The sequence below is a fragment of the Mycolicibacter algericus DSM 45454 genome, assembly GCF_002086455.1.
In the GTDB taxonomy this organism is placed as follows: domain Bacteria; phylum Actinomycetota; class Actinomycetes; order Mycobacteriales; family Mycobacteriaceae; genus Mycobacterium; species Mycobacterium algericum.
This window is the reverse complement of sequence record NZ_MVHC01000002.1, coordinates 109,004-126,816: the sequence shown is the minus strand read 5'-3', so window position 1 is coordinate 126,816 and position 17,813 is coordinate 109,004. Positions and strand designations below refer to the sequence as shown.

The window sequence follows — 17,813 nt, the reverse complement described above, 5'->3', positions numbered from 1 at the left end:
CGATTCAACACCCGGTCAAGATCCGGTAAAGGCCCGGCCCGCCGTGGTGCGCCACGACGCCATCGGTAAAATTCGGCACTTATGAGCGAGCGTGTTGAACAGCTGGAATTTCAGGCCGAGGCCCGGCAACTGCTGGATCTGATGGTCCACTCGGTCTACTCCAACAAGGATGCGTTCCTGCGCGAGCTGATCTCCAACGCCTCCGATGCGCTCGACAAGCTCCGACTCGAGGCATTCCGCGACAAGGAGCTCGATGTCGACACCTCCGACCTGCACATCGAAATCGAGGTGGACAAGGCGGCCCGCACGCTGACCGTCCGCGACAACGGGATCGGTATGTCGCGCGATGAGGTGGTGGACCTGATCGGCACCTTGGCCCGCTCCGGCACCGCGCAGCTGCGCGAGCAACTGCGCGAAGCGCACAACGCCCAGAATGAAACGGCATCCGAAGAGCTGATCGGCCAGTTCGGCATCGGGTTCTACTCGGTGTTCATGGTTGCCGACCGCGTCGAGATGGTCACGCTCAAGGCCGGACACCGCGAGGCCATCCGCTGGGAGTCCAGCGGCGACGGCACCTACACCATCGAAACCATCGATGCCGATGGACAAGCTCGGTGCGGCACGGCGATCACCTTGCACCTCAAACCCGAGGACACCGAGGACGAGCTGCACGACTACACCGCGGAGTGGACGATTCGGGGTCTGGTCAAGAAGTACTCCGACTTCATTGCCTGGCCGATTCGGATGCAGGTCGAGCGCCGCACCCCGCCGGCCGAAGAAGGCGGGGAAGAGACTGTCACGCTCGAGACGGCGACGCTGAACTCGATGCAGGCGCTGTGGGCGCGACCCAAAGACGAAGTGTCTGACGACGAGTACAAAGAGTTCTACAAGCACATCGCGCACGCCTGGGACGACCCGCTCGAGGTCATCGCGATGAAGGCCGAGGGCACCTTCGAATACCAGGCGCTGCTGTTCATCCCGTCGCACGCCCCGTTCGACCTGTTCAACCGGGACGCCCAGGTCGGTGTGCAGCTCTACGTCAAACGGGTCTTCATCATGGGCGACTGCGACCAGCTGATGCCCGAGTACCTGCGGTTCGTCAAAGGCGTGGTGGACGCGGCCGACATGTCGCTCAACGTGTCCCGGGAGATCCTGCAGCAGGACCGCCAGATCAACGCGATCCGGCGGCGGCTGACCAAGAAGGTGCTGTCCACCATCAAAGAGCTGCAGTCCCAGCGGCCGGAGGACTACCGCACCTTCTGGACCGAGTTCGGCCGCGTCGTCAAGGAAGGGCTGCTCTCCGACTTCGACAACCAGGAGACGCTGCTGGCGATCAGCTCATTCGCCTCAACGCACAGCGAGTCGGAGCCGACCACGCTGGCCGAGTACGTCGGACGTATGAAGGACGGCCAAGAGCAGATCTTCTACGCCACCGGCGAGTCGGTTCAGCAGCTGCTGAGTTCGCCGCACCTGGAGGCGTTCAAGGCCAAGGGTTATGAGGTGCTGCTGCTGACCGATCCGGTTGACGAGCTGTGGGTGAACACCGTCGCCGAGTTCGACGGCAAGCCGTTGCAGTCGACGGCCAAAGGCGAGGTGGACTTGGACTCCGAGGAGGACAAGACCGCCCACGAGGAGCAGCGCAAGGAGCAGGAAAAGGAGTTCGCCGACCTGATCGGCTGGCTGCAGCAGACCCTGACCGAGCACGTCAAAGAGGTGCGGTTGTCCACCCGGCTGACCGAATCACCGGCCTGTCTGATCACCGACACCTTCGAGATGACCCCGGCCTTGGCGCGTATCTACCGCGCCAACGGGCAGGAGGTGCCGGTCGGTAAGCGGATCCTCGAACTCAACCCGGCTCATCCGCTGGTGACCGGTCTGCGCCAGGCGCACGGTGAGCGCGGCGAAGATGCCGAGTTGGCCGACACCGCGGAGTTGCTCTACGGGACAGCGCTGTTGGCCGAGGGCGGGGCGCTGGAGGACCCGGCGCGGTTCGCCCAGCTGCTCGCGCAACGGTTGGCCCGCACCATCTGAGCTCAGCCGGCGGCGGACCGGACGGTAGCGGGCGCCTGAGCGCGTATACAGGTCGTCTCCCCCTGTGATTGGGAGTCATATCGGATAGCGGGCGGCCGGTTCGCCAGGGACGCTGGTGGCAGGTAGAAGGAGATTTCTTCCAGGCCGGTGACATTTTCGAAGAAGGGACGTCGAACTGATCGGCGGCAACGCCGCCACACGATCCGGTCCGGTAGAGCCAGCGTTGGTCGCTCAGCTCTCTGAACTCCAAACGCGGGGTGAGTCCGGCACCGCTGGTCGCCGATAGAGCGGCAACTAGAGGGGTTGTGTGACGTGTTGGATTTTGGAATGTCCCCGCCCGAGGTCACCTCGGCGAAGATCTATGCCGGTCCCGGCTCGGGCCCACTGTTGGCTGCTGCGGCGTCGTACGATGCTCTTGCGGCGCAACTGAATACATTTGCTGCCGGCTACTTCTCGGTGATCGCGGACCTGCAGGGCGAAAGTTGGACCGGCCGGGCGTCGGCGGCGATGGCGGCTGCGGCGACACGGTATGCCGAGTGGGCGGCGGCAACGGCGGGGCAGGTCGAACGCGCCGCCGGTCAGGCCCGCGCGGCGGCGGCCGCCTATGAGAACGCCCGTCTAGCGATCGTGCCGCCGGCGCTGGTGACGGCGAACCGGACGCGGCTGGCGGGCCTGGCCGCGACCAACATCTTGGGGCAGAACACCCCGGCGATCGCGGCCACCGAGTTCGAGTACGCCGACATGTGGGCCCAGGACAGCCTGGGGATGTACGGCTATGCGGCCTCGGCGTCGACGGCGACGCAGCTGCCGGCGTTTCAGCCGCCGCCGCCGACCACCAGCCCAGCCGGTGGCGCCGCCCAGGCCGCCGCGGTCGCCGGTTCCGCGGGCGCCACCGGTGTGTCGAACTCGCAGAATTTTTTGTCGCAGCTGCTTGCGGGGTTGCCGCAGCAACTCGGCGGCCTCTCCACCGGGGCAGCCTCAGCGCTGCCCGCCCAAGCCGATCCGTTGTTGCCGCTGGCGGGCATCGAGGCGATGAACATCCTGCTGGGGCCGGCATCATTCGGCATGCAGACTGCCCGGACCATCTCGGCGGTCGGCTCCTTCTCGCTGGCCGGAAATGCCTACATGCTCACCCACGGCAATGCCGGCATCGGTGCGGCCAGTGCTGTGGCGCCGGTCCTGGCGAAGGAAGCAGCACCGGTCGCCGAGGCGGGGGCCGCGGGCAATCGCCCTGCGGTGCTTGCCCATATGGGTGGCGAAGCGGCACCAGTGGGACAGCTGTCGGTGCCGCCAGCCTGGGCGGATGCCACCCCGGTCGGCGCCGCCACCAAAGAACCGGTGTGGCTGTCGGACGCAGAGCTTGCGGACACGTCGGAGGGTGGTGCGGTGGCGGACATCCCCGGCGCCTCTCCGGCGGTGGGTATGGGGCCGATGGCGGCAATGATGGCCGGCGGGGCGGCGGGGCGTCAAACGGTCGCCGGAGCCCTGCGGGTCGCGCCCAGCCGCTTCAAGATGCCCCGTCCGTCCTGCGGCGGATAGCTGATGCCCGGCGACGGGGCAGTTGATGTTTGATTTCGGCGTCCTGCCCCCCGAGATCAACTCGACCAGGATGTATTCCGGTCCGGGGTCGGGGCCGATGCTGGCGGCGGCTGCGGCCTGGGACGGTATCGCCGCGCAACTGGAGTCGGTGGCAACCGGTTACTCCGCAACGATCTCGACGCTGCAGGGCCAGCACTGGTCGGGTCCAGCCTCGGACGCGATGGCGGCGGCCGCCGCCCACTACATGGCGTGGGCCACGGCGACCGCGGCGCAGGCCGAACGGACCGCCGCCCAGATCCGGGCGGTGGTGGGCGCTTACGAGACGGCATTCACCGCAACCGTGCCACCCGCGGCGGTAGCGGCCAACCGGGCCCAATTGGCGATGCTGGTGGCCACGAATTTCTTCGGCCAGAACGTGCCGGCGATCGCAGCCACCGAGGCCGTCTACGCCGAGATGTGGGCCCAAGATGCCACCGCGATGTACGGCTACGCCGCAGCCTCGGGCGCGGCGGGCACCCTGACGCCGTTTCAACAGCCGCCGCAGACGAGCAACCCGGGCGGGCAATCCGCCCAGCACGCCGCGGTGGCGCGAGCTGCCGCCGACGTTGTCGCCGGTGCGCCGCAACAGTCACAGCTCCTCACCGCGGCACCGGCGCTGGCCCCGCAGGCGGGACCTGCCCAGGCGTCGTCGTGGCCGGTCGTCAGCGTGTTTGCCGGCCTGGGCCCCCCATTAGGGGTCCTGGGCGTAGCTCAACAGGTGGTGTTCACCACCGGCTCGCTGGGAATCTTCGGGATGGCGATTCTCAACACCCAAGCAGAGGCGGCCGTGGACGCCGAGCTGCTTCCTGCGGCCGTCTTGGCCGATGCGCACCCAACCGTCTCGCCGGGTGCCCCGGCCGGCGTGCTGGCGGGGGTAGGCAAAGCGGCGCCGGTGGGAAAGCTATCGGTGCCGCAAAACTGGTTGACCGCAGCGCAGACATCCGCTGCCGCCGATCCGGCTGCTCGATCGCCACGACCGGCGACCGTCCGTACGCCACCCGTGGCGGCCGCCAACTCGGTGGGCCACGCCGCGATGCCACCGGTGATGGGACCGATGGCCCGTCAGGCGCCCCGCAGCGACGGCACCCTGATGTACCGCATGCGGGATCGGCGTTTTCGGATGCCCCGGCCGCCTGCGGCCGGATAACCACTGCCGCCGCCGACCACCGATGCTCAGCTTTCATTCGGAGTGTCGGATAGCTGTTCTGCGTCCCGGGACCAGCTGGCCGGCATCATCGGCATGGTCGGGCCGCTCGCGAACGTGTCACCGTTCAATGTTGTCAAACCCGCTGTGCTGGTGGCGGTGTCGTTGTTGTGAGCGCCGCCGTCGTGCAATCGGTTCAGGGCACCAGCACCACCTTGCCGACGTTCTCCCGCGCGGCCAGGATGCGGTGGGCCTCGGGGGCGTTCGCAAACGGCACCGCCGCGTGCACGATGGGCGCCGCGGTGCCGTCGGCCAGCGCCTGCGACAGCGGTGCGATCCAGGGTTCGAGCGTGCCGCGGTCGTCCCACAGTCGCAGCATGTTCAGGCCGATCACGGTCTTGGATTGCTCCATCTGAGTGAGCAGGCTGAAGCCGCGCAGCATCGCCAGCGCCTGTGGGGCCGCCCGGCGCAGCGATCGCTTCTCGCCCTGCTGCAGCGACGAAAGGCCATAGGCGACAAGCCGTCCGCCGGGACGCAACAACGTCATCGACCGCCGCAGCGAGGTGCCGCCGAGCCCGTCGAGCACGATGTCGTAGGGCGGCAGCCCTTTCCACCAGCCGTCGCGTCGATAGTCGATGGCGCGGTCGATCCCCAGTGCTTCGAGCTGAGCATGCTTACCCGGTGACGAGGTCCCGTCCACGACGGCGCCGGCGGCCTTGGCCAGCTGGATCGCCGCGATACCGACGCCGCCGGCGGCCGCATGCACCAGCACGCGTTCGCCGGCCTGCAGTGACCCGTAGCCGTGCAGCGCCGCCCACGCCGTCGCATAGTTCACCGGTACCGCAGCGCCCTGTTCGAAGCTCATCGACGGTGGCAGCGCCACGGTGTCGGCGGCGTCGGCGTTGACGATCTCGGCGTACCCGCCGAAGCGGGTGCCGGCCAGCACCCGCTGGCCGAGGCGTGCCGGATCCACGCCGTCACCGACCGCTTCGACGGTCCCGGCCACCTCGTAGCCGACCACGCTGGGTACCTTCGGTGCATCCGGATACAGCCCGACCCGGGCGAGGTGGTCGGCGAAGTTCACTCCCGCCGCACGTACCGCGATACGGACCTGGCCGCTCGCCGGGGGCAGCGGGTCGGGGCGGTCCTGCACCTGCAGCACCGAGGGAGGCCCGTGTTTGGTGATGACGACGACGCGCATGGGTTTCAGCCTATTGCCGTTGGGTCCATAATCCTTGCCATGGACGTTCTCGCTGAGCTGAACGCGTTGGTGGCGTTGTCGGGCGGTGCCGTCGGCGCAGCGGTGCGGGCGGTGTGCGCCCGCACGCTGGGCCTGCCGCCGCTGCCGGCCGAGGTGGACGGTGACCGGCTCGGCGCCGATCCGGCGGTTGTCGAGTTCGCCGAACAGTTCAGCGTCGATGTTTCGGTGATCACCGAAGACCAGCGTGACCGGCTGCGAGACGCTTTGGGGGACGCGGCCTTCGACGCCGTGGTGCAGATGTACATCGCCGACTTCGTTCCGCGGGTGCGCGCCGGGCTGGCAGCGGTGGGTGTTTCGGTGTCGTGGCCGGAGACGATCGTGTGGGACCACTCGAGCCACCCGGGCGAGGCGTTGTTCAACCGGTTCATGCCCGCCGTGGCCCGGCTGCGGTCGTTGGACGCGGTGACCTCCGAGGTGGTCCGGTTGCGCGGTGCGGCCCAGCACAATTGCCGGTTGTGTAAGTCGCTGCGGGAGACGACCGCCCTGGACGCCGGCGGATCCGAGACGCTCTACGACGAGATCGAACGCTTCGAGTCCTCCGGGATGCTGAGCGAGCCGCAGAAGGCGGCGCTGCGCTACGTCGACGCGCTGATCTGGACGCCGGCGCGCATCGATCCCGACGTCGCCGCCGGGGTACGCCGACACTTCACCGAGGACCAGATCATCGAGCTGACGCTGGATGTGATGCGCAACGCCGGCAACAAGATCGCGGTGTCGCTGGGTGCCGATGCACCGCGGGTTGCAGACGGAACCGAGCCCTACCTGCTCAACGCGGAAGGCCAGACCGTCTTCAGCTGACTTAGTCGGTGTGACGGGCGAGGAAGCCCAACACCGCGTCGGCGAAGATGTCGTTGCGGTCGCCGGCGACCATGTGCCCGGCACCGGCCACGTCGATGAACTCCACCTGCGGGAAGCGGGTCAGGAACAGCTCGGCGCTCTCGGCGCTGACCAGATCACTGAGCTGGCCGCGCACCAGCAGCATCGGCACGCCGTCGTCGAGGATATTGCCCACCGCGGCGTTGAGCCGGTCGACGTCGTGGATCTCCAGCGGCGAGAATTCGTCTGAGCCGCTGACGAATTTCGGGTCCCAGTGCCAATACCAGCGGTCTCCCCGGCGGCGCAGGTTGGTGGTGAGGCCCTCCAGGTCGGCGGGGCGGGGCCGGTGCGGGTTGTAGGCGGCGATCGCGTCGGCGACCTCGTCGAGGGAGTCGAAACCCGAATCCATCCGCTCGGCCATGAACGCCTGAATCCGTTCGGCGCCGGAGGCATCCATGTTGGGCACGATGTCGACCAGCACCACCGCGCTGGCCGCGCCGGGTGCCAGCTCGCCGGCCAGCAGCATCGCGGTGAACCCGCCCAGGGAGGCGCCGACCACCACCGGATCCGGCGGTAGCGTGCGCAGCACCTCGTGAACGTCGGAGGCGAAGCTGACCAGCCGGTAGTCGCCTTCGCTCGCCCAATCCGATTCGCCGTGGCCACGCAAGTCGACGGTGATGGCCTGCCAGCCACGCTGGGCCACCGCGGCGGCTGCGCGGCCCCACGAGCGCCGGGTCTGCCCGCCGCCGTGCAGGAACACCACCGCGCGTGCGTCGGGGTCACCGTGACGGTCGGCGATGATCCGGACATCGCCGGGGGTGTGGGTGACGAACGTTTCCGCGGTCATGGTGGGATCGTAAGCCGGTGCCGATGGGCGCTGCTCACTTGCCCAGTAAAAACCCTTGTTGAGCTGCTTGTTTCCGGACTACGATGGGGGACTCACCGGCTGGGAGGGCGCCATGGCCCGATTTCTCGCACTGGCCTACGCGGTGCTCAACTATCTGGTCTTCCTGGCGGTCTTCCTCTATGCCGTCGGCTTCGTCGGCGACTTCGTGGTGCCGCGCACCGTGGACCACGGCCCGCCGGCGCCGACCGGCCGAGCGATCGTGGTCGACGTGCTGCTGCTGGGCTTGTTCGCCGTGCAGCACAGCGTGATGGCGCGACCGGCGTTCAAGCGATGGTGGACGCGACTGGTACCGCCGGACATCGAACGCAGCACCTACGTTCTGGCGTCGAATCTCGTTCTGGCCCTGCTTTTTTGGCAGTGGCGTCCGGTCCCGCCGATCATCTGGGAAGTCGCGTCGCCGGTGGGGCGGACCGCGCTGTGGGTGCTGTTCTGGATCGGTTGGGCTATCGCGCTGGCGTCGACGTTCATGATCAGCCACTTCGACCTGTTCGGGCTGCGACAGGTTTACCTCGCGTGGCGCGAACAGCCCTACCGCCCAGTCGGGTTCCGCGCCTCGGCGCTGTACCGGGTGGTGCGCCACCCACTGATGCTGGGGTTCGTGATCGCGTTCTGGGCTGCGCCCACCATGACCGCCGGCCACCTGCTGTTCGCGGCGGCGAGCACCGGCTACATCCTGATCGCGCTGCAGCTGGAGGAACGGGATCTGTCGGGGATGCTCGGTGAGGAGTATCGGCAGTACCGTCGCCGGGTGCGGATGCTGGTTCCGGTCCCCAGGCGCGACGTCGCGTCGCGGTAGTTCAGGCGAACGGCTGCAGGAGGAACCGCCCCCAAGCGAGGAAGGCGAACACGGCGAGAAACATCGCGTCGCCGGCCATGAATCCCCACTCGCTGCGCCGGAACCTCGTCGTAGCGGCCCCGGCCATGAAGAGCATCAGGCCGCAGGCGGCGATCGGCACCAGCAGCGGTGCCATGCCGAGGACCGCCGGCAAGACGAGGCCGAGCGCTGCGACCAGCTTGATCGTGCCGATGGCCTTGAGGTGGCCGGTGGTGAAGTCGTCGACCCAGTGCTGGTTGGTGCCCAGCGACCGGTACTTGTCCTTCGGCATCAGCAACAGGGTCGCGCCGCCGATGGCATACCCGGCGGCGGCGACACCGGCGATGATCCACAGGGTGGTGTTCATGGCTGCTCCTTCGTGGTTACGTCGGTCGGGTGAGGCTCGTCATCACCTATGACGGACCGGTACGACGAGAGGTAACCGATGACGAGCGAGTCGCAGCTGGCCGAGATTTTCGAGCAGCATCGCCCTCGGCTGCGGGCCCTGGCCTACCGGGTTCTGGGCTCGTGGTCCGATGCCGAAGATGCCGTGCAGGAGGCATGGCTGCGGCTCGCCCGTCAGGACGCCGACGCAATCGACCGCCTGCCGGGGTGGTTGACGACCGTCACCGGCCGCATCTGCATCGACGCCCTTCGGTCGCGTGCTTCCCGGCCCGAGATCCCGATCGATCAGGATCTTCCGGAACTCGTGGTGACCGATGACGCCGAGACCCCCGAAGACACCGCGGTGCTGTCGGAGTCGGTCGGACTGGCGCTGCTGGTTGTGCTGGGATCGCTGCGTCCCGATGAGCGCCTTGCGTTCGTGCTGCACGACATGTTCGCGGTGCCGTTCGCCGAGATCGGGCAGCTCCTCGGACGATCGGCCGACGCCGCCAAGATGCTCGCCAGCAGGGCGCGCCGCAAGGTGCAGGACGTGCCGCAGCCGACGGGGGACCGGCGGGCGCAGCGAGAGGTCGTCGACGCCTTCCTGGCGGCCGCGCAGGGAGGCGATTTCGACGCCCTGTTGCGGGTGCTCGACCCCGACGTCACATGGCGTCAACACACGTCGCGCGGGGTGACGGTCATGGCGGGATCCTCCGCGATCGTGGAAGCGGTTCGCCGAGGCCAGGGGGCGCGGATCACCGCTCGCCGCGTGCTGGTCAATGGCGAACCAGGCATCCTGGCCTGGGGTCCGACAGGCCGGCCGCTGAGCTTGATGGCGTGCACCGTGCGAGCCGGCCGCCTGGTGGGCATCGTCTCGATCGCGGACCCGGCGCGGCTGGCCGGCATGGATCTGCCGCAGGATCCCCAAGCGCCCGCCAGCGCCCATCAGCCGCCACGGAGGTGAACGTCGGCCTGTTGGGGTGCACCGGGGCGTGGTCGGCGGTCATCCCGCGCGCTAATGTCTTGGTCGTGCGGAGGCTTCGCGCCGACGCCGACCGACGATCTTGCGGGACGGTCATCCGCAGCTAGTTGGTGCCGGGGGCGGTAGCTCAGTCGGTTAGAGCCGCGGACTCATAATCCGTTGGTCGCGGGTTCGAGCCCCGCCCGCCCCACCATCTACCAGCGGATACGCACCCGAGCGGCAGCCGGGCGTGGCTGCGGTTGCCGCTTATTCGCCGGAAATGTGGCTGTCGAGCATGTCGGCGACACCGCGGTGGACCCGGCCGCGCTGCTGGTAAACGTCCATCGTGATCGACGGCCGCGAGTGCCCGAGCTGGTCGGCGCCGACCCGGGGGGAGAAGCCGGCATCGTCTAGCAGGGTTGCCACCGACCGGCGGAAGCTGTGGCTGGACACATCGGGCACGCCGAGCTGGTCACGGACGGCCCGCCACTGTTTGCCGAAGTTGCCGGGGTCCCGCCACCCGCCGGCGGTGCTGGGGAAGATCGCGGTCTGCTCGCCGTAGAACGGCCGGTGGCGGCGCTTGGTGAGCGTGTCGCAGACGAACCTCGGCGCCGGTACCACGCGGACGCCGGCGCGGGTTTTCGCGTTGTCGAGGCGCTGTAGGCCGTGGCCGGTGGCGCGCACGACGCGGCCGGCTACGGCGATCGTGCGGCCGTCCGGGTCGAAGTCCTGCCAGCGCAGCCCGAGCAGTTCGGATTTGCGTAGCCCGGTGCCGGCCAGCACGGCGATCGGGTCGGCGAGGTCCAGTCGTTGCGCCGCTTCGTCAGCGGTGATGGCGGCGAGTAGGCCGCGGAGTTCTTCGACGGTGAGCGCGGGCGCTCGGCGGGCCGGTTCGGGGCGGTCGAGCTGCACATCGCGGGCAGCGTTGCGGGGGGCGGCGCCGGCTGCGACTGCGATCTGTAGCGCGCCCTTGATGATGGTCAACGCCTGCCGGGTCATGGTCGGGCCGTGGGCTTTCCGCATGGTGCGGAGCGCGCCGTCGAGCCGGTGGGGGGTGACCTCGGCGACTCGCAGCCCGCCGGCGAACGGGTCGAGTTTGTCGGCGGCGGTGCGGTAGGTCGCCAGGGTGGCCGGGCTGCGGCCGTCGTCGGCGAGCCGTTCCAGGTGCAGATCAACCAGGGCGGCGAGCCGGGTGTTGCCGGTTATCTCGGTGCCGCTGGCGCCGCCCGCCGCGGCCCGCCGGTCGAGTTCGGCCAGGAGCGCGTCCTCGGCGGCCCGGCCCCGCGGATCAGCAGCACCGGCCGGCGTCTGTTTCACCACCCGGATGGTGCGGCCGTCCGGGCCGCGCCAGCGGCAATCGGCCTGCCACACGCCGGGTTTCAGCTCGCGTCGGTTGACGCGGCCGTGTTCGCCGATGCGCAGCGACGGGCGGCCGGCCATCACGCACCGCCGAGGGCGGCAGCGAGTTCGTCGCGGCGATTCTGCAAGGTGTCGATCAGCCCGCGGTGCTGCTCCACCACGGCCGGGTCGGACTCGTTGGCGAACAGGGCGCGGTGGGCGGCAAGACGACGGTCGGCGTCGATCAGCTCCAGGGCGCGTTCGAGTTCCCACACGGCGGTCGGGTGGCGGGTGACGCCGGCGGGGTTGTCGGGACCGCGCCCGGTGAACCAGCCGAGTGCGGCAACGGCCGGCATCGACCGGCCGGGCAGGACCTCCACAGGCGGGGTGGCGGCGGGTGCGTCTACGCCGGGTAGGACTTCGACGCCGGGGGCGATTACCGGGACAGCGAGGGCGGTCGGCACGGTGCCGAGCGCTGCGGCGATCGCTACCAGTTCCGGCAGGGTGATGTCGCGTTCGCCGGCTTCGAGCTTGGCGAGCGCGTTGCGGTGGACGGGTGCGCCAAGTGCCCGGGTGAGTTCGGAGAGTCGCAGCGCGGAGACGTGCTGCTGTTCACGGGCGGCCCGGATGGCGGCGCCGATCCGCGCCGACAACGACCGTGGCCAATCTGAGGAATTGCCGTCCATTGAGGCAGTATCGCACGACGGTTGCCACGATGTACGACAGCGATGCTATTGTGACAATACGAGGCAGAACGTGCCTCGATTGGAAACTAGGAGTGCATCAGATGACCACCACAACCGCCCCGGCCGGGGACGTTTGGTTGACCCGGCAGGAAGTCGCCGACCGGCTCAAGTTGCCCGTTCGCACCATCGCTATGTGGGCGTACCGCCGCATCGGCCCCCGCTACACCGTGTTTGGCCGGCACGCCCGCTACCGGCTCGCTGACGTGCAGGCATGGGAAGCCGAGCAGGCCGGCGGCGGCACCGAGTAGCCCGCCCACGCCACACCGACCACCACCACAGACGACAGGAGACCACCATGACCAGCACCCCCGACGCCGGCTGGGGTGACCGCCCGGTCGACAGCACGCTGCACCGCTGCTGCCAGGGCATCGGCGGCCACACCCGCGGCTGCCCGAACGGCCCTACCGCCGTGTTCGCCGCCGCCGAACGTGACGACGCCGCCGAGCTTGCCGCGTGCATGGACCGCCACCCCGCCGGCCGCGCTCGCCGCCACGAGGCGGTCATCACCGCGGCCGGCGGCCGGCTGCACGCCAGCTGCTCGGGCTGCGCGTGGACATTCACCGGCCCCATCGGCCGCGAGGTCGCCGCCGAGGCCGGCGGCCACGTCGAGGCCGCCCAGGTGCTCAGCGCGCTGGGGGTGATCCGGTGACCATCAGCGACCAGCTCGACCGCATTACTGAGGCTGTCGCGTTGTGGCGGGCCAATGACCGTGGCGCCGGTCCCGCCATCATCGCGCTCGGATGCGCCGCCGACATGCGGATCGCGTTGCGACTCGCGGGCGCTGTCCGCAACACCTACGGGCAGGGGGCCGACCAGTGAACCGCCGCCAGTACGTCACTCACGCGGCCTGGTTCCTGATCCTGCTGGCTGGCGTATTCGCGGCCTTGTGGTTCACCGCCGCACCACCGGCCGGCGCCGAACCGCCGCCGCCGGCCCCGGCGTGCTTCGAGGCCGACTGCCCCGTGTGGGCCTGCGCCCGCGACGGCAACCAGCGGTGCGGGCCGGTGCCGGCACCACCCGACGCCGGCGGCCTCGGCAGTGGCTATGCGCGCTGCGGCGACCGGCTGGTGCCGGCCGACGTGCGCGTCGATATTTCCAACCCGCTTGGCGGGTGGCTCTACCGGCGGGCACTGGAAGCCATGTGCCCGGCCCCGGGCGGTGGCGCCCAGTGATCGACATGGCAATCGCGGCCGCCGCCCTGCTGGCCGCCGTCACCGGCCTACTCGTCGCCGTCTGGCCGTAAACGACGAACCGCCCCGGCCACCACGCCGGGGCGGTTCAACCAACCACAAGAGGACAGGAACCCCTCAAATGACCAGCCTACCAACCGATGCCGCCGGTAGCGACCTTGATGCTGCCCGGTACGGCGCTGAACGCGCAGACCAGATCAGCGACACCTACACGGTGCCGGTGTTCCCAGTCGCGGCGAACGGCAAGACACCGGCCACCCGGCACGGATTCCACGACGCCGTGACCGGAACCGAACGCATCCACGCCCTATTCGACCAACACGGGCTCGCCTGCGCCGGAAACATTGGCGCACCCGTCACCGCCGGCCGACTCGTACTCGACTTCGACCTGCCGGCCGCCGGCAAATGGGGCCGCGGCACCACCGACGACCACATCGCCGCCGTGCAGCGCGTCGAACAAGTCATCGACCACATGTACCAGGCCGGGCTGCTGGCCCTGCCGTCGTGGGTGATCCGAACCGCATCCGGCGGTTTCCACATCTGGCAGGCCATCCCGGACGGCACCGACAGCGACAGGTGGCCCGGAAAGATCAGCATCGACGGCTACGCCCTCATTGATCTACGGAAGCCCGGCAAGCACTACGTGCTCATGCCCGGCTCCGTCATGCACGGCCGCAACGAGGACACCGGAGACACCTGGACCGGGGAGTACACCGAAATCCTTGGCCCCGGCACCGGGGTGCCACTGGCGGCCGCACCCACCAAGCTGATCGAGTTCCTAGACAACTACCGGAAGCCGACCACGCCGCGGCCGGCGGCCGGCCTGCCGCCCACGATCACCACCGCCGGTGGACAGGACCAGGCCCGCGCCGTCGCCGCCATCAGCGCGCTCGTCGCCAAGCTGGCCACCACCGGCCGCGGACAGCGCCACGACCGGCTCATCAAGTGGGGCAAGTCCGCGTTCCAGACCGCCATCTACTACGGCCTCGACCTGGACCAAGTTGAAGCCCAGCTCCGGGCCGCCGCCATCAGCAACGGGTACGCCGCCGACGACGGAGAGACCGCCATGAACACCGACATCGCCGACGCCCGCCGATTCGCCGAACAGGACGGCGGCCGGCCCTTGGAGGACCGCCCCTACAACGGCACCGCCATCGGCCCGGACTCAACCACTTTCGTCTACGCCGACCCCGCCGCCGACACCAACACCGCCCACGACGCGGGCGGCCCGCCGGTGGCCGGGCGGATCGGCGGCAACATCGACGTGCGACCCCTCGAAGGCGATTTCTGGACTTGCCGGCCGCAGTCACTCGGCCTCATCCACGCCGCCGCGGTGGCCCGCATGTGCTCGCCGTGGGGCGTGTTCGGGCATGTCGCCGCACGCACCCTCGCCGATGTACCGCCGCACTGCGAACTCCCGGACCTGATCGGCCGCGGGTCCCTCAACTTCATCGCCGCTCTGGCCGCCAGCTCGTCGGGCGGCAAATCCGCTAGCGGGCACGTCGCCGCCAACCTCACCGGCCCACTCGGCGCGAAGGAGGCCGGTCTCGGCTCAGGTGAAGGATTCCTCGACGCCTACCGGCAACCCGCCGACCCGACCAGCGAACCACCCGCACCGCAGTGGCGGGAGTCGGTGCTATTCGACGTGGACGAAATCGACCAGCTCGCCGCCCTCAACAACCGCACCGGCTCAACATCGAAGTCGGTGATACGCACCGCGTTCTCCGGGGGAACGATCGCGTTCGGCTACCGGGGCCGCACCGAGGACGTACTCAAGGCCGGCACCTACCGGGCCTGCATCACGGTCGGCGTGCAGCCCGCCCGGGCCGGCGCCCTGTTCGATGATGCCGGCGGCGGCACCCCGCAACGGTTCGCATGGTTCCCAGCCGCCGACCCGCGGGTGTCGATCAGCCACGCGGACAGTGAACAACGCGCCCTAGCCCAGCCCCCACGCCGCGGAGCGTTCCCCGGCGGCCACTACCGGCCCGGCCACCCCCAGCACATCAAGATTCCCGAGGCGGCACGAGAGGCGGTGCTCCTCGCCGCCGAGGCCCGGGGGCGCGGTGAAGTTGCCGCCCTCGACGGGCACGCCCTGTTCGTCCGCCTGAAACTGGCCTACGCAATCGCGGTACTCGACGGCCGGCCTGACCGGATCAGCGCCGACGACTGGCGGCTGTCCGGGATCGCCGCCACCGTCTCAGCGGCCACCCGGGACTGGGTCCTCGAAGGACTCAACGAGGCCCGGCACGCCGACGCCGAACAGGTCGGCAACACCCGCGGCCGGCAGCAGTTCGCGGCCGACGCCACCCGGGCGGCCCTCGCCGATGCTGCGCACCAGCGGGTCGCGGAGAAAGTGCTGCGCTACCTCGGCGACACGGGGGAGCTGACCACAACCGAACTGAACCGGAAGCTGTCCAGCAGGGACAAACCGCACCTGCCGCGGGTCCTCGATGCCCTGGGCGAAGCCGAGCGGATCGAGCGCGTAGAGAAGCGGTGGAGGTTGAAAAAATGACTGTCAGCAAACACGAAAACGAGGTAGGCCAGGTAGGCCAAGGTAGGCCAGTAGGCCCGCCCTCGCCCCCATTCCTGAGTCTGTCCACAGGATTGCGTCTGACGGCGAAAACGCAGAAACGTATCTACCTGCTGTAGTAAGTATAACTAACTAAATATCCTTTATATACAGAGGGTGATCGCTCAGCGTTTGGGGCGAACACAGGAACCCCGGCCTACCTGGCCTACCTGGCCTACCTTTTGGCCTAGCTAACAGCAAACAGCGAAGGAGTGCACCATGACTGACACCGCCACCGCGATGCCGACCCGCTGCCCGGACTGCAACGCCGCACCCACCCACCGGGTGATGGAACACGAACCCGGCTGCCCGTTCCTCGGCGAGCATGACCGGCTGCGCCGCCGTGACGCGAAACGCCTAACCCGGATCGCCAGACGCGGCAAGCTCCCCGAGTTCACGCGGCCAGTCGAACCCGTCGAACTTGCCGAACTGAACTGGGCGCAGAGCCGCATCGGCGACAACCGCATCGTTTCGGGCACGGTCACCGTGGTCCTGGTCGGCTGTGACCGCGCCCGACTGTTCGCCGACCTCACCACCGCGGCCGGCGCCAAGGTGGCCCAGCAGTGACCGCCGCGCGACCCGGCCCGCCCAAGGCCTGTAGACCAGTCTACGAAAGTGGCTGCGGCACAACCGAACACGATAGACTGGATGGCGCAGCACATGCGGGCTGACCAGTGAGGCCAGTCTGGCGGGGCCGGGGTTGTCGAATTTCTCCGGCCTCGCCAACACCGCCACCCGACCCCCGGGAAATAGCCGAACAGATAGGGCCACCCGCCACCACGGCGGGCGGCGACAGCACCGATAGGGGAACACATCGTGGCAGCAGACCAGCAGACGAAACAGCAGGCCGCAGCAGCAGCGCTACGCGGCCTGCTCCGCGGTGGCGGTGCCGCCGTCCAGGCAGCCATCGCCCACGAGGACCCCGACATACGCAGGGCCGCAGCGAAACGGCTCCTAACCGGGGTGCCCCTCGGTGACCCCGAAGCCGCCGCGCAGCGCAAAGAAGCCGCCCGGGCCGCCCTGGCCGATTACGGCAGCACCTCGATGGGTCGCGGCACACCGAAGTACAGCCCCGACGCCGCGGCCGCGGCGATCGAGTCCACCGGAGTCACCTACGCCGGCCACGACAACACCGGCGAAACGTTTTGACCTGCAACCCCATTCGATAGGAGAAACAACGATGACATACAACTCCGATGCAGCTGGCGCCGTCCGCGCCAAACGTTCCGTTGGTCAACTCACCGACCTCGGCGTGAAAATCCCGGCCGCCGTGCAGAACAAGGTCGACCAGCTCGCCAAGCTGGAAGCCGCAGCACCACGGCAGCCCAGCGCCCACACGCTGATCGACGCGACAATCGCGCAGGACCAGAAGGCGATCGACGCGGCCGCCCTCGCCGAAGTCACCTTTGAGGCCCGCCGCACCGCGCACTTCGCCGCCATCAGCGCAGCCGGCCGGGCTGTCAGTGACGCGATCCGGGCAGCCCGCCACACCATCGCCCGCGACCTGACCCGGCTGGCCCGACAGCACGCCGAGGCCGCCGACGCCGCCAACCAGATCGACGGCACCCTCGAAGGTTTGGTGCAGGCCGGCCGGTTCGATGACGCCGCCACCAAAGCGGCCGGCCCCAGCCACGCCGCCGCCGTCGAACGCCTACAGTCTTGGGCCGTCTCCCATCTTGGTGGCCCACTGGACATTCCCGAGCCGGCTGAGGCCGGCGCATGATCGTGGCACCGACCACCCGAGCGGCCCGCGGCGCGTTCCTATCCGCACCCCCGCCGGCGCCGGGCGGTCGGTGCCACCCCAACGTGCGGTCGGCACCAGCGACGACACCACCCCGCCGGGATGATGCTCCGCAGCGTCCTCCAACCGGCAGGGTGGGCAGGCGCGCTAGTGCCGGCCGCATCCACCAAGACCCCGCCCCCGGGTGTGTCAACCACGGATTGCAGCCGTGCACCCGGGGGCGGTCAAACGTGAGGCCCCGACCCGCTCCCACGGGCGGGGGCCTGCCACCGGCCCCGAGCTTAAGGAACTCAGGGCCGGTGGCGCCTGCCCCGGGGCGCCGACCGGCGCACC

20 protein-coding genes and 1 tRNA gene are annotated in these 17,813 nt (G+C 69.3%); 15 read left to right on the top strand and 6 right to left on the bottom strand.

From position 1 onward, the window contains the following. Nucleotides 1-81 precede the first annotated feature (81 nt). The 3 genes from htpG to BST10_RS02510 all read left to right on the top strand — a co-directional run bounded on the left by htpG (nt 82) and on the right by BST10_RS02510 (nt 4,756). Nucleotides 82-2,031 carry a molecular chaperone HtpG gene (htpG, locus tag BST10_RS02520; protein WP_083036267.1) on the top strand — a complete coding sequence of 650 codons (1,950 nt, stop codon included), beginning with the start codon at nt 82-84 and terminating at the stop codon, nt 2,029-2,031. Nucleotides 2,032-2,358: 327 nt separating this feature from the next. Further along, on the top strand, nt 2,359-3,570 hold the full coding sequence (locus BST10_RS02515; protein WP_242665658.1) for a PPE family protein: 1,212 nt from the start codon (nt 2,359-2,361) through the stop codon (nt 3,568-3,570). Nucleotides 3,571-3,595: 25 nt separating this feature from the next. Beyond that, nucleotides 3,596-4,756 (top strand): PPE family protein, encoded by a 1,161-nt coding sequence (locus BST10_RS02510; RefSeq protein ID WP_083036265.1) that lies wholly within the window; start codon nt 3,596-3,598, stop codon nt 4,754-4,756. A gap of 26 nt (nt 4,757-4,782) precedes the next feature. Here BST10_RS02510 and BST10_RS24105 read toward each other — a convergent pair whose 3' ends face one another. Beyond that, nucleotides 4,783-4,944 (bottom strand): PPW family C-terminal domain-containing PPE protein, encoded by a 162-nt coding sequence (locus BST10_RS24105; RefSeq protein WP_264079707.1) that lies wholly within the window; start codon nt 4,942-4,944, stop codon nt 4,783-4,785. Nucleotides 4,945-4,949: 5 nt separating this feature from the next. Next, a complete protein-coding gene (locus BST10_RS02505; RefSeq protein WP_083036264.1) occupies nt 4,950-5,954 on the bottom strand; it encodes a zinc-binding dehydrogenase in 1,005 nt (334 codons plus the stop codon). A gap of 39 nt (nt 5,955-5,993) precedes the next feature. Here BST10_RS02505 and BST10_RS02500 point away from each other — a divergent pair, with 39 nt between their 5' ends. Continuing rightward, entirely contained in the window at nt 5,994-6,812 is an 819-nt protein-coding gene (locus tag BST10_RS02500; RefSeq protein ID WP_083036263.1) for a carboxymuconolactone decarboxylase family protein, read from the top strand. 1 nt (nt 6,813) lies between these two features. Here the strand turns inward: BST10_RS02500 and BST10_RS02495 are convergent, their stop codons facing one another. Beyond that, a complete protein-coding gene (locus BST10_RS02495) occupies nt 6,814-7,677 on the bottom strand; it encodes an alpha/beta fold hydrolase (protein WP_205277383.1) in 864 nt (287 codons plus the stop codon). Nucleotides 7,678-7,789: 112 nt separating this feature from the next. Here BST10_RS02495 and mddA point away from each other — a divergent pair, with 112 nt between their 5' ends. Then, a complete protein-coding gene (gene mddA / locus BST10_RS02490; protein ID WP_083036389.1) occupies nt 7,790-8,533 on the top strand; it encodes a methanethiol S-methyltransferase in 744 nt (247 codons plus the stop codon). Nucleotide 8,534: 1 nt separating this feature from the next. Here mddA and BST10_RS02485 read toward each other — a convergent pair whose 3' ends face one another. Then, nucleotides 8,535-8,918, bottom strand: coding sequence for a DoxX family protein (locus BST10_RS02485; RefSeq protein WP_083036262.1), 384 nt, complete (start codon nt 8,916-8,918; stop codon nt 8,535-8,537). Nucleotides 8,919-8,996: 78 nt separating this feature from the next. Here BST10_RS02485 and BST10_RS02480 point away from each other — a divergent pair, with 78 nt between their 5' ends. Both BST10_RS02480 and BST10_RS02475 read left to right on the top strand, forming a co-directional pair. Further along, nucleotides 8,997-9,899: a sigma-70 family RNA polymerase sigma factor gene (locus BST10_RS02480; protein ID WP_083036261.1), complete on the top strand. Its 903-nt coding sequence runs from the start codon at nt 8,997-8,999 to the stop codon at nt 9,897-9,899. 134 nt (nt 9,900-10,033) lie between these two features. Then, nucleotides 10,034-10,110: transfer RNA gene (locus tag BST10_RS02475), tRNA-Ile, on the top strand. Nucleotides 10,111-10,163: 53 nt separating this feature from the next. On the opposite strand, the gene BST10_RS02470 is transcribed toward BST10_RS02475, so the two are convergent. Beyond that, nucleotides 10,164-11,336, bottom strand: coding sequence for a site-specific integrase (locus tag BST10_RS02470; protein WP_083036260.1), 1,173 nt, complete (start codon nt 11,334-11,336; stop codon nt 10,164-10,166). Beyond that, nucleotides 11,336-11,920, bottom strand: coding sequence for a helix-turn-helix domain-containing protein (locus BST10_RS02465; RefSeq protein WP_083036259.1), 585 nt, complete (start codon nt 11,918-11,920; stop codon nt 11,336-11,338). Before BST10_RS02465 ends, BST10_RS02470 begins: the two co-directional genes overlap by 1 nt. Nucleotides 11,921-12,021: 101 nt before the next feature. On the opposite strand from BST10_RS02465, the gene BST10_RS02460 reads away from it, so the two are divergent. The 8 genes from BST10_RS02460 to BST10_RS02435 all read left to right on the top strand — a co-directional run bounded on the left by BST10_RS02460 (nt 12,022) and on the right by BST10_RS02435 (nt 17,462). Next, nucleotides 12,022-12,228: a helix-turn-helix transcriptional regulator gene (locus tag BST10_RS02460; protein WP_083036258.1), complete on the top strand. Its 207-nt coding sequence runs from the start codon at nt 12,022-12,024 to the stop codon at nt 12,226-12,228. A gap of 47 nt (nt 12,229-12,275) precedes the next feature. After that, on the top strand, nt 12,276-12,629 hold the full coding sequence (locus BST10_RS02455) for a hypothetical protein (RefSeq protein WP_083036257.1): 354 nt from the start codon (nt 12,276-12,278) through the stop codon (nt 12,627-12,629). After that, nucleotides 12,626-12,799 (top strand): hypothetical protein, encoded by a 174-nt coding sequence (locus BST10_RS23165; RefSeq protein ID WP_163762312.1) that lies wholly within the window; start codon nt 12,626-12,628, stop codon nt 12,797-12,799. Before BST10_RS02455 ends, BST10_RS23165 begins: the two co-directional genes overlap by 4 nt. Continuing rightward, a complete protein-coding gene (locus BST10_RS22350; RefSeq protein ID WP_235673578.1) occupies nt 12,796-13,152 on the top strand; it encodes a hypothetical protein in 357 nt (118 codons plus the stop codon). Before BST10_RS23165 ends, BST10_RS22350 begins: the two co-directional genes overlap by 4 nt. Before the next feature lie 139 nt (nt 13,153-13,291). Then, on the top strand, nt 13,292-15,682 hold the full coding sequence (locus tag BST10_RS24100) for a bifunctional DNA primase/polymerase (RefSeq protein ID WP_163762313.1): 2,391 nt from the start codon (nt 13,292-13,294) through the stop codon (nt 15,680-15,682). A gap of 276 nt (nt 15,683-15,958) precedes the next feature. Continuing rightward, nucleotides 15,959-16,306: a hypothetical protein gene (locus BST10_RS02445; RefSeq protein ID WP_083036255.1), complete on the top strand. Its 348-nt coding sequence runs from the start codon at nt 15,959-15,961 to the stop codon at nt 16,304-16,306. Nucleotides 16,307-16,555: 249 nt separating this feature from the next. After that, nucleotides 16,556-16,888, top strand: coding sequence for a hypothetical protein (locus tag BST10_RS02440; protein WP_083036254.1), 333 nt, complete (start codon nt 16,556-16,558; stop codon nt 16,886-16,888). Nucleotides 16,889-16,919: 31 nt separating this feature from the next. Next, a complete protein-coding gene (locus tag BST10_RS02435; RefSeq protein WP_083036253.1) occupies nt 16,920-17,462 on the top strand; it encodes a hypothetical protein in 543 nt (180 codons plus the stop codon). Nucleotides 17,463-17,813: the final 351 nt, after the last annotated feature.

Coding starts and splice junctions, on each gene's coding strand:
- BST10_RS02465 (WP_083036259.1), bottom strand. CDS start 11,920: ATGGACGGCAATTCCTCAGATTGGCCACGGTCGTTGTCGGCGCGGATC.
- mddA (WP_083036389.1), top strand. CDS start 7,790: ATGGCCCGATTTCTCGCACTGGCCTACGCGGTGCTCAACTATCTGGTC.
- BST10_RS02470 (WP_083036260.1), bottom strand. CDS start 11,336: ATGGCCGGCCGCCCGTCGCTGCGCATCGGCGAACACGGCCGCGTCAAC.
- BST10_RS02460 (WP_083036258.1), top strand. CDS start 12,022: ATGACCACCACAACCGCCCCGGCCGGGGACGTTTGGTTGACCCGGCAG.
- htpG (WP_083036267.1), top strand. CDS start 82: ATGAGCGAGCGTGTTGAACAGCTGGAATTTCAGGCCGAGGCCCGGCAA.
- BST10_RS02510 (WP_083036265.1), top strand. CDS start 3,596: ATGTTTGATTTCGGCGTCCTGCCCCCCGAGATCAACTCGACCAGGATG.
- BST10_RS02435 (WP_083036253.1), top strand. CDS start 16,920: ATGACATACAACTCCGATGCAGCTGGCGCCGTCCGCGCCAAACGTTCC.
- BST10_RS02515 (WP_242665658.1), top strand. CDS start 2,359: ATGTCCCCGCCCGAGGTCACCTCGGCGAAGATCTATGCCGGTCCCGGC.
- BST10_RS02495 (WP_205277383.1), bottom strand. CDS start 7,677: ATGACCGCGGAAACGTTCGTCACCCACACCCCCGGCGATGTCCGGATC.
- BST10_RS02455 (WP_083036257.1), top strand. CDS start 12,276: ATGACCAGCACCCCCGACGCCGGCTGGGGTGACCGCCCGGTCGACAGC.
- BST10_RS02505 (WP_083036264.1), bottom strand. CDS start 5,954: ATGCGCGTCGTCGTCATCACCAAACACGGGCCTCCCTCGGTGCTGCAG.
- BST10_RS24100 (WP_163762313.1), top strand. CDS start 13,292: ATGACCAGCCTACCAACCGATGCCGCCGGTAGCGACCTTGATGCTGCC.
- BST10_RS02480 (WP_083036261.1), top strand. CDS start 8,997: ATGACGAGCGAGTCGCAGCTGGCCGAGATTTTCGAGCAGCATCGCCCT.
- BST10_RS02485 (WP_083036262.1), bottom strand. CDS start 8,918: ATGAACACCACCCTGTGGATCATCGCCGGTGTCGCCGCCGCCGGGTAT.
- BST10_RS02500 (WP_083036263.1), top strand. CDS start 5,994: ATGGACGTTCTCGCTGAGCTGAACGCGTTGGTGGCGTTGTCGGGCGGT.
- BST10_RS02445 (WP_083036255.1), top strand. CDS start 15,959: ATGACTGACACCGCCACCGCGATGCCGACCCGCTGCCCGGACTGCAAC.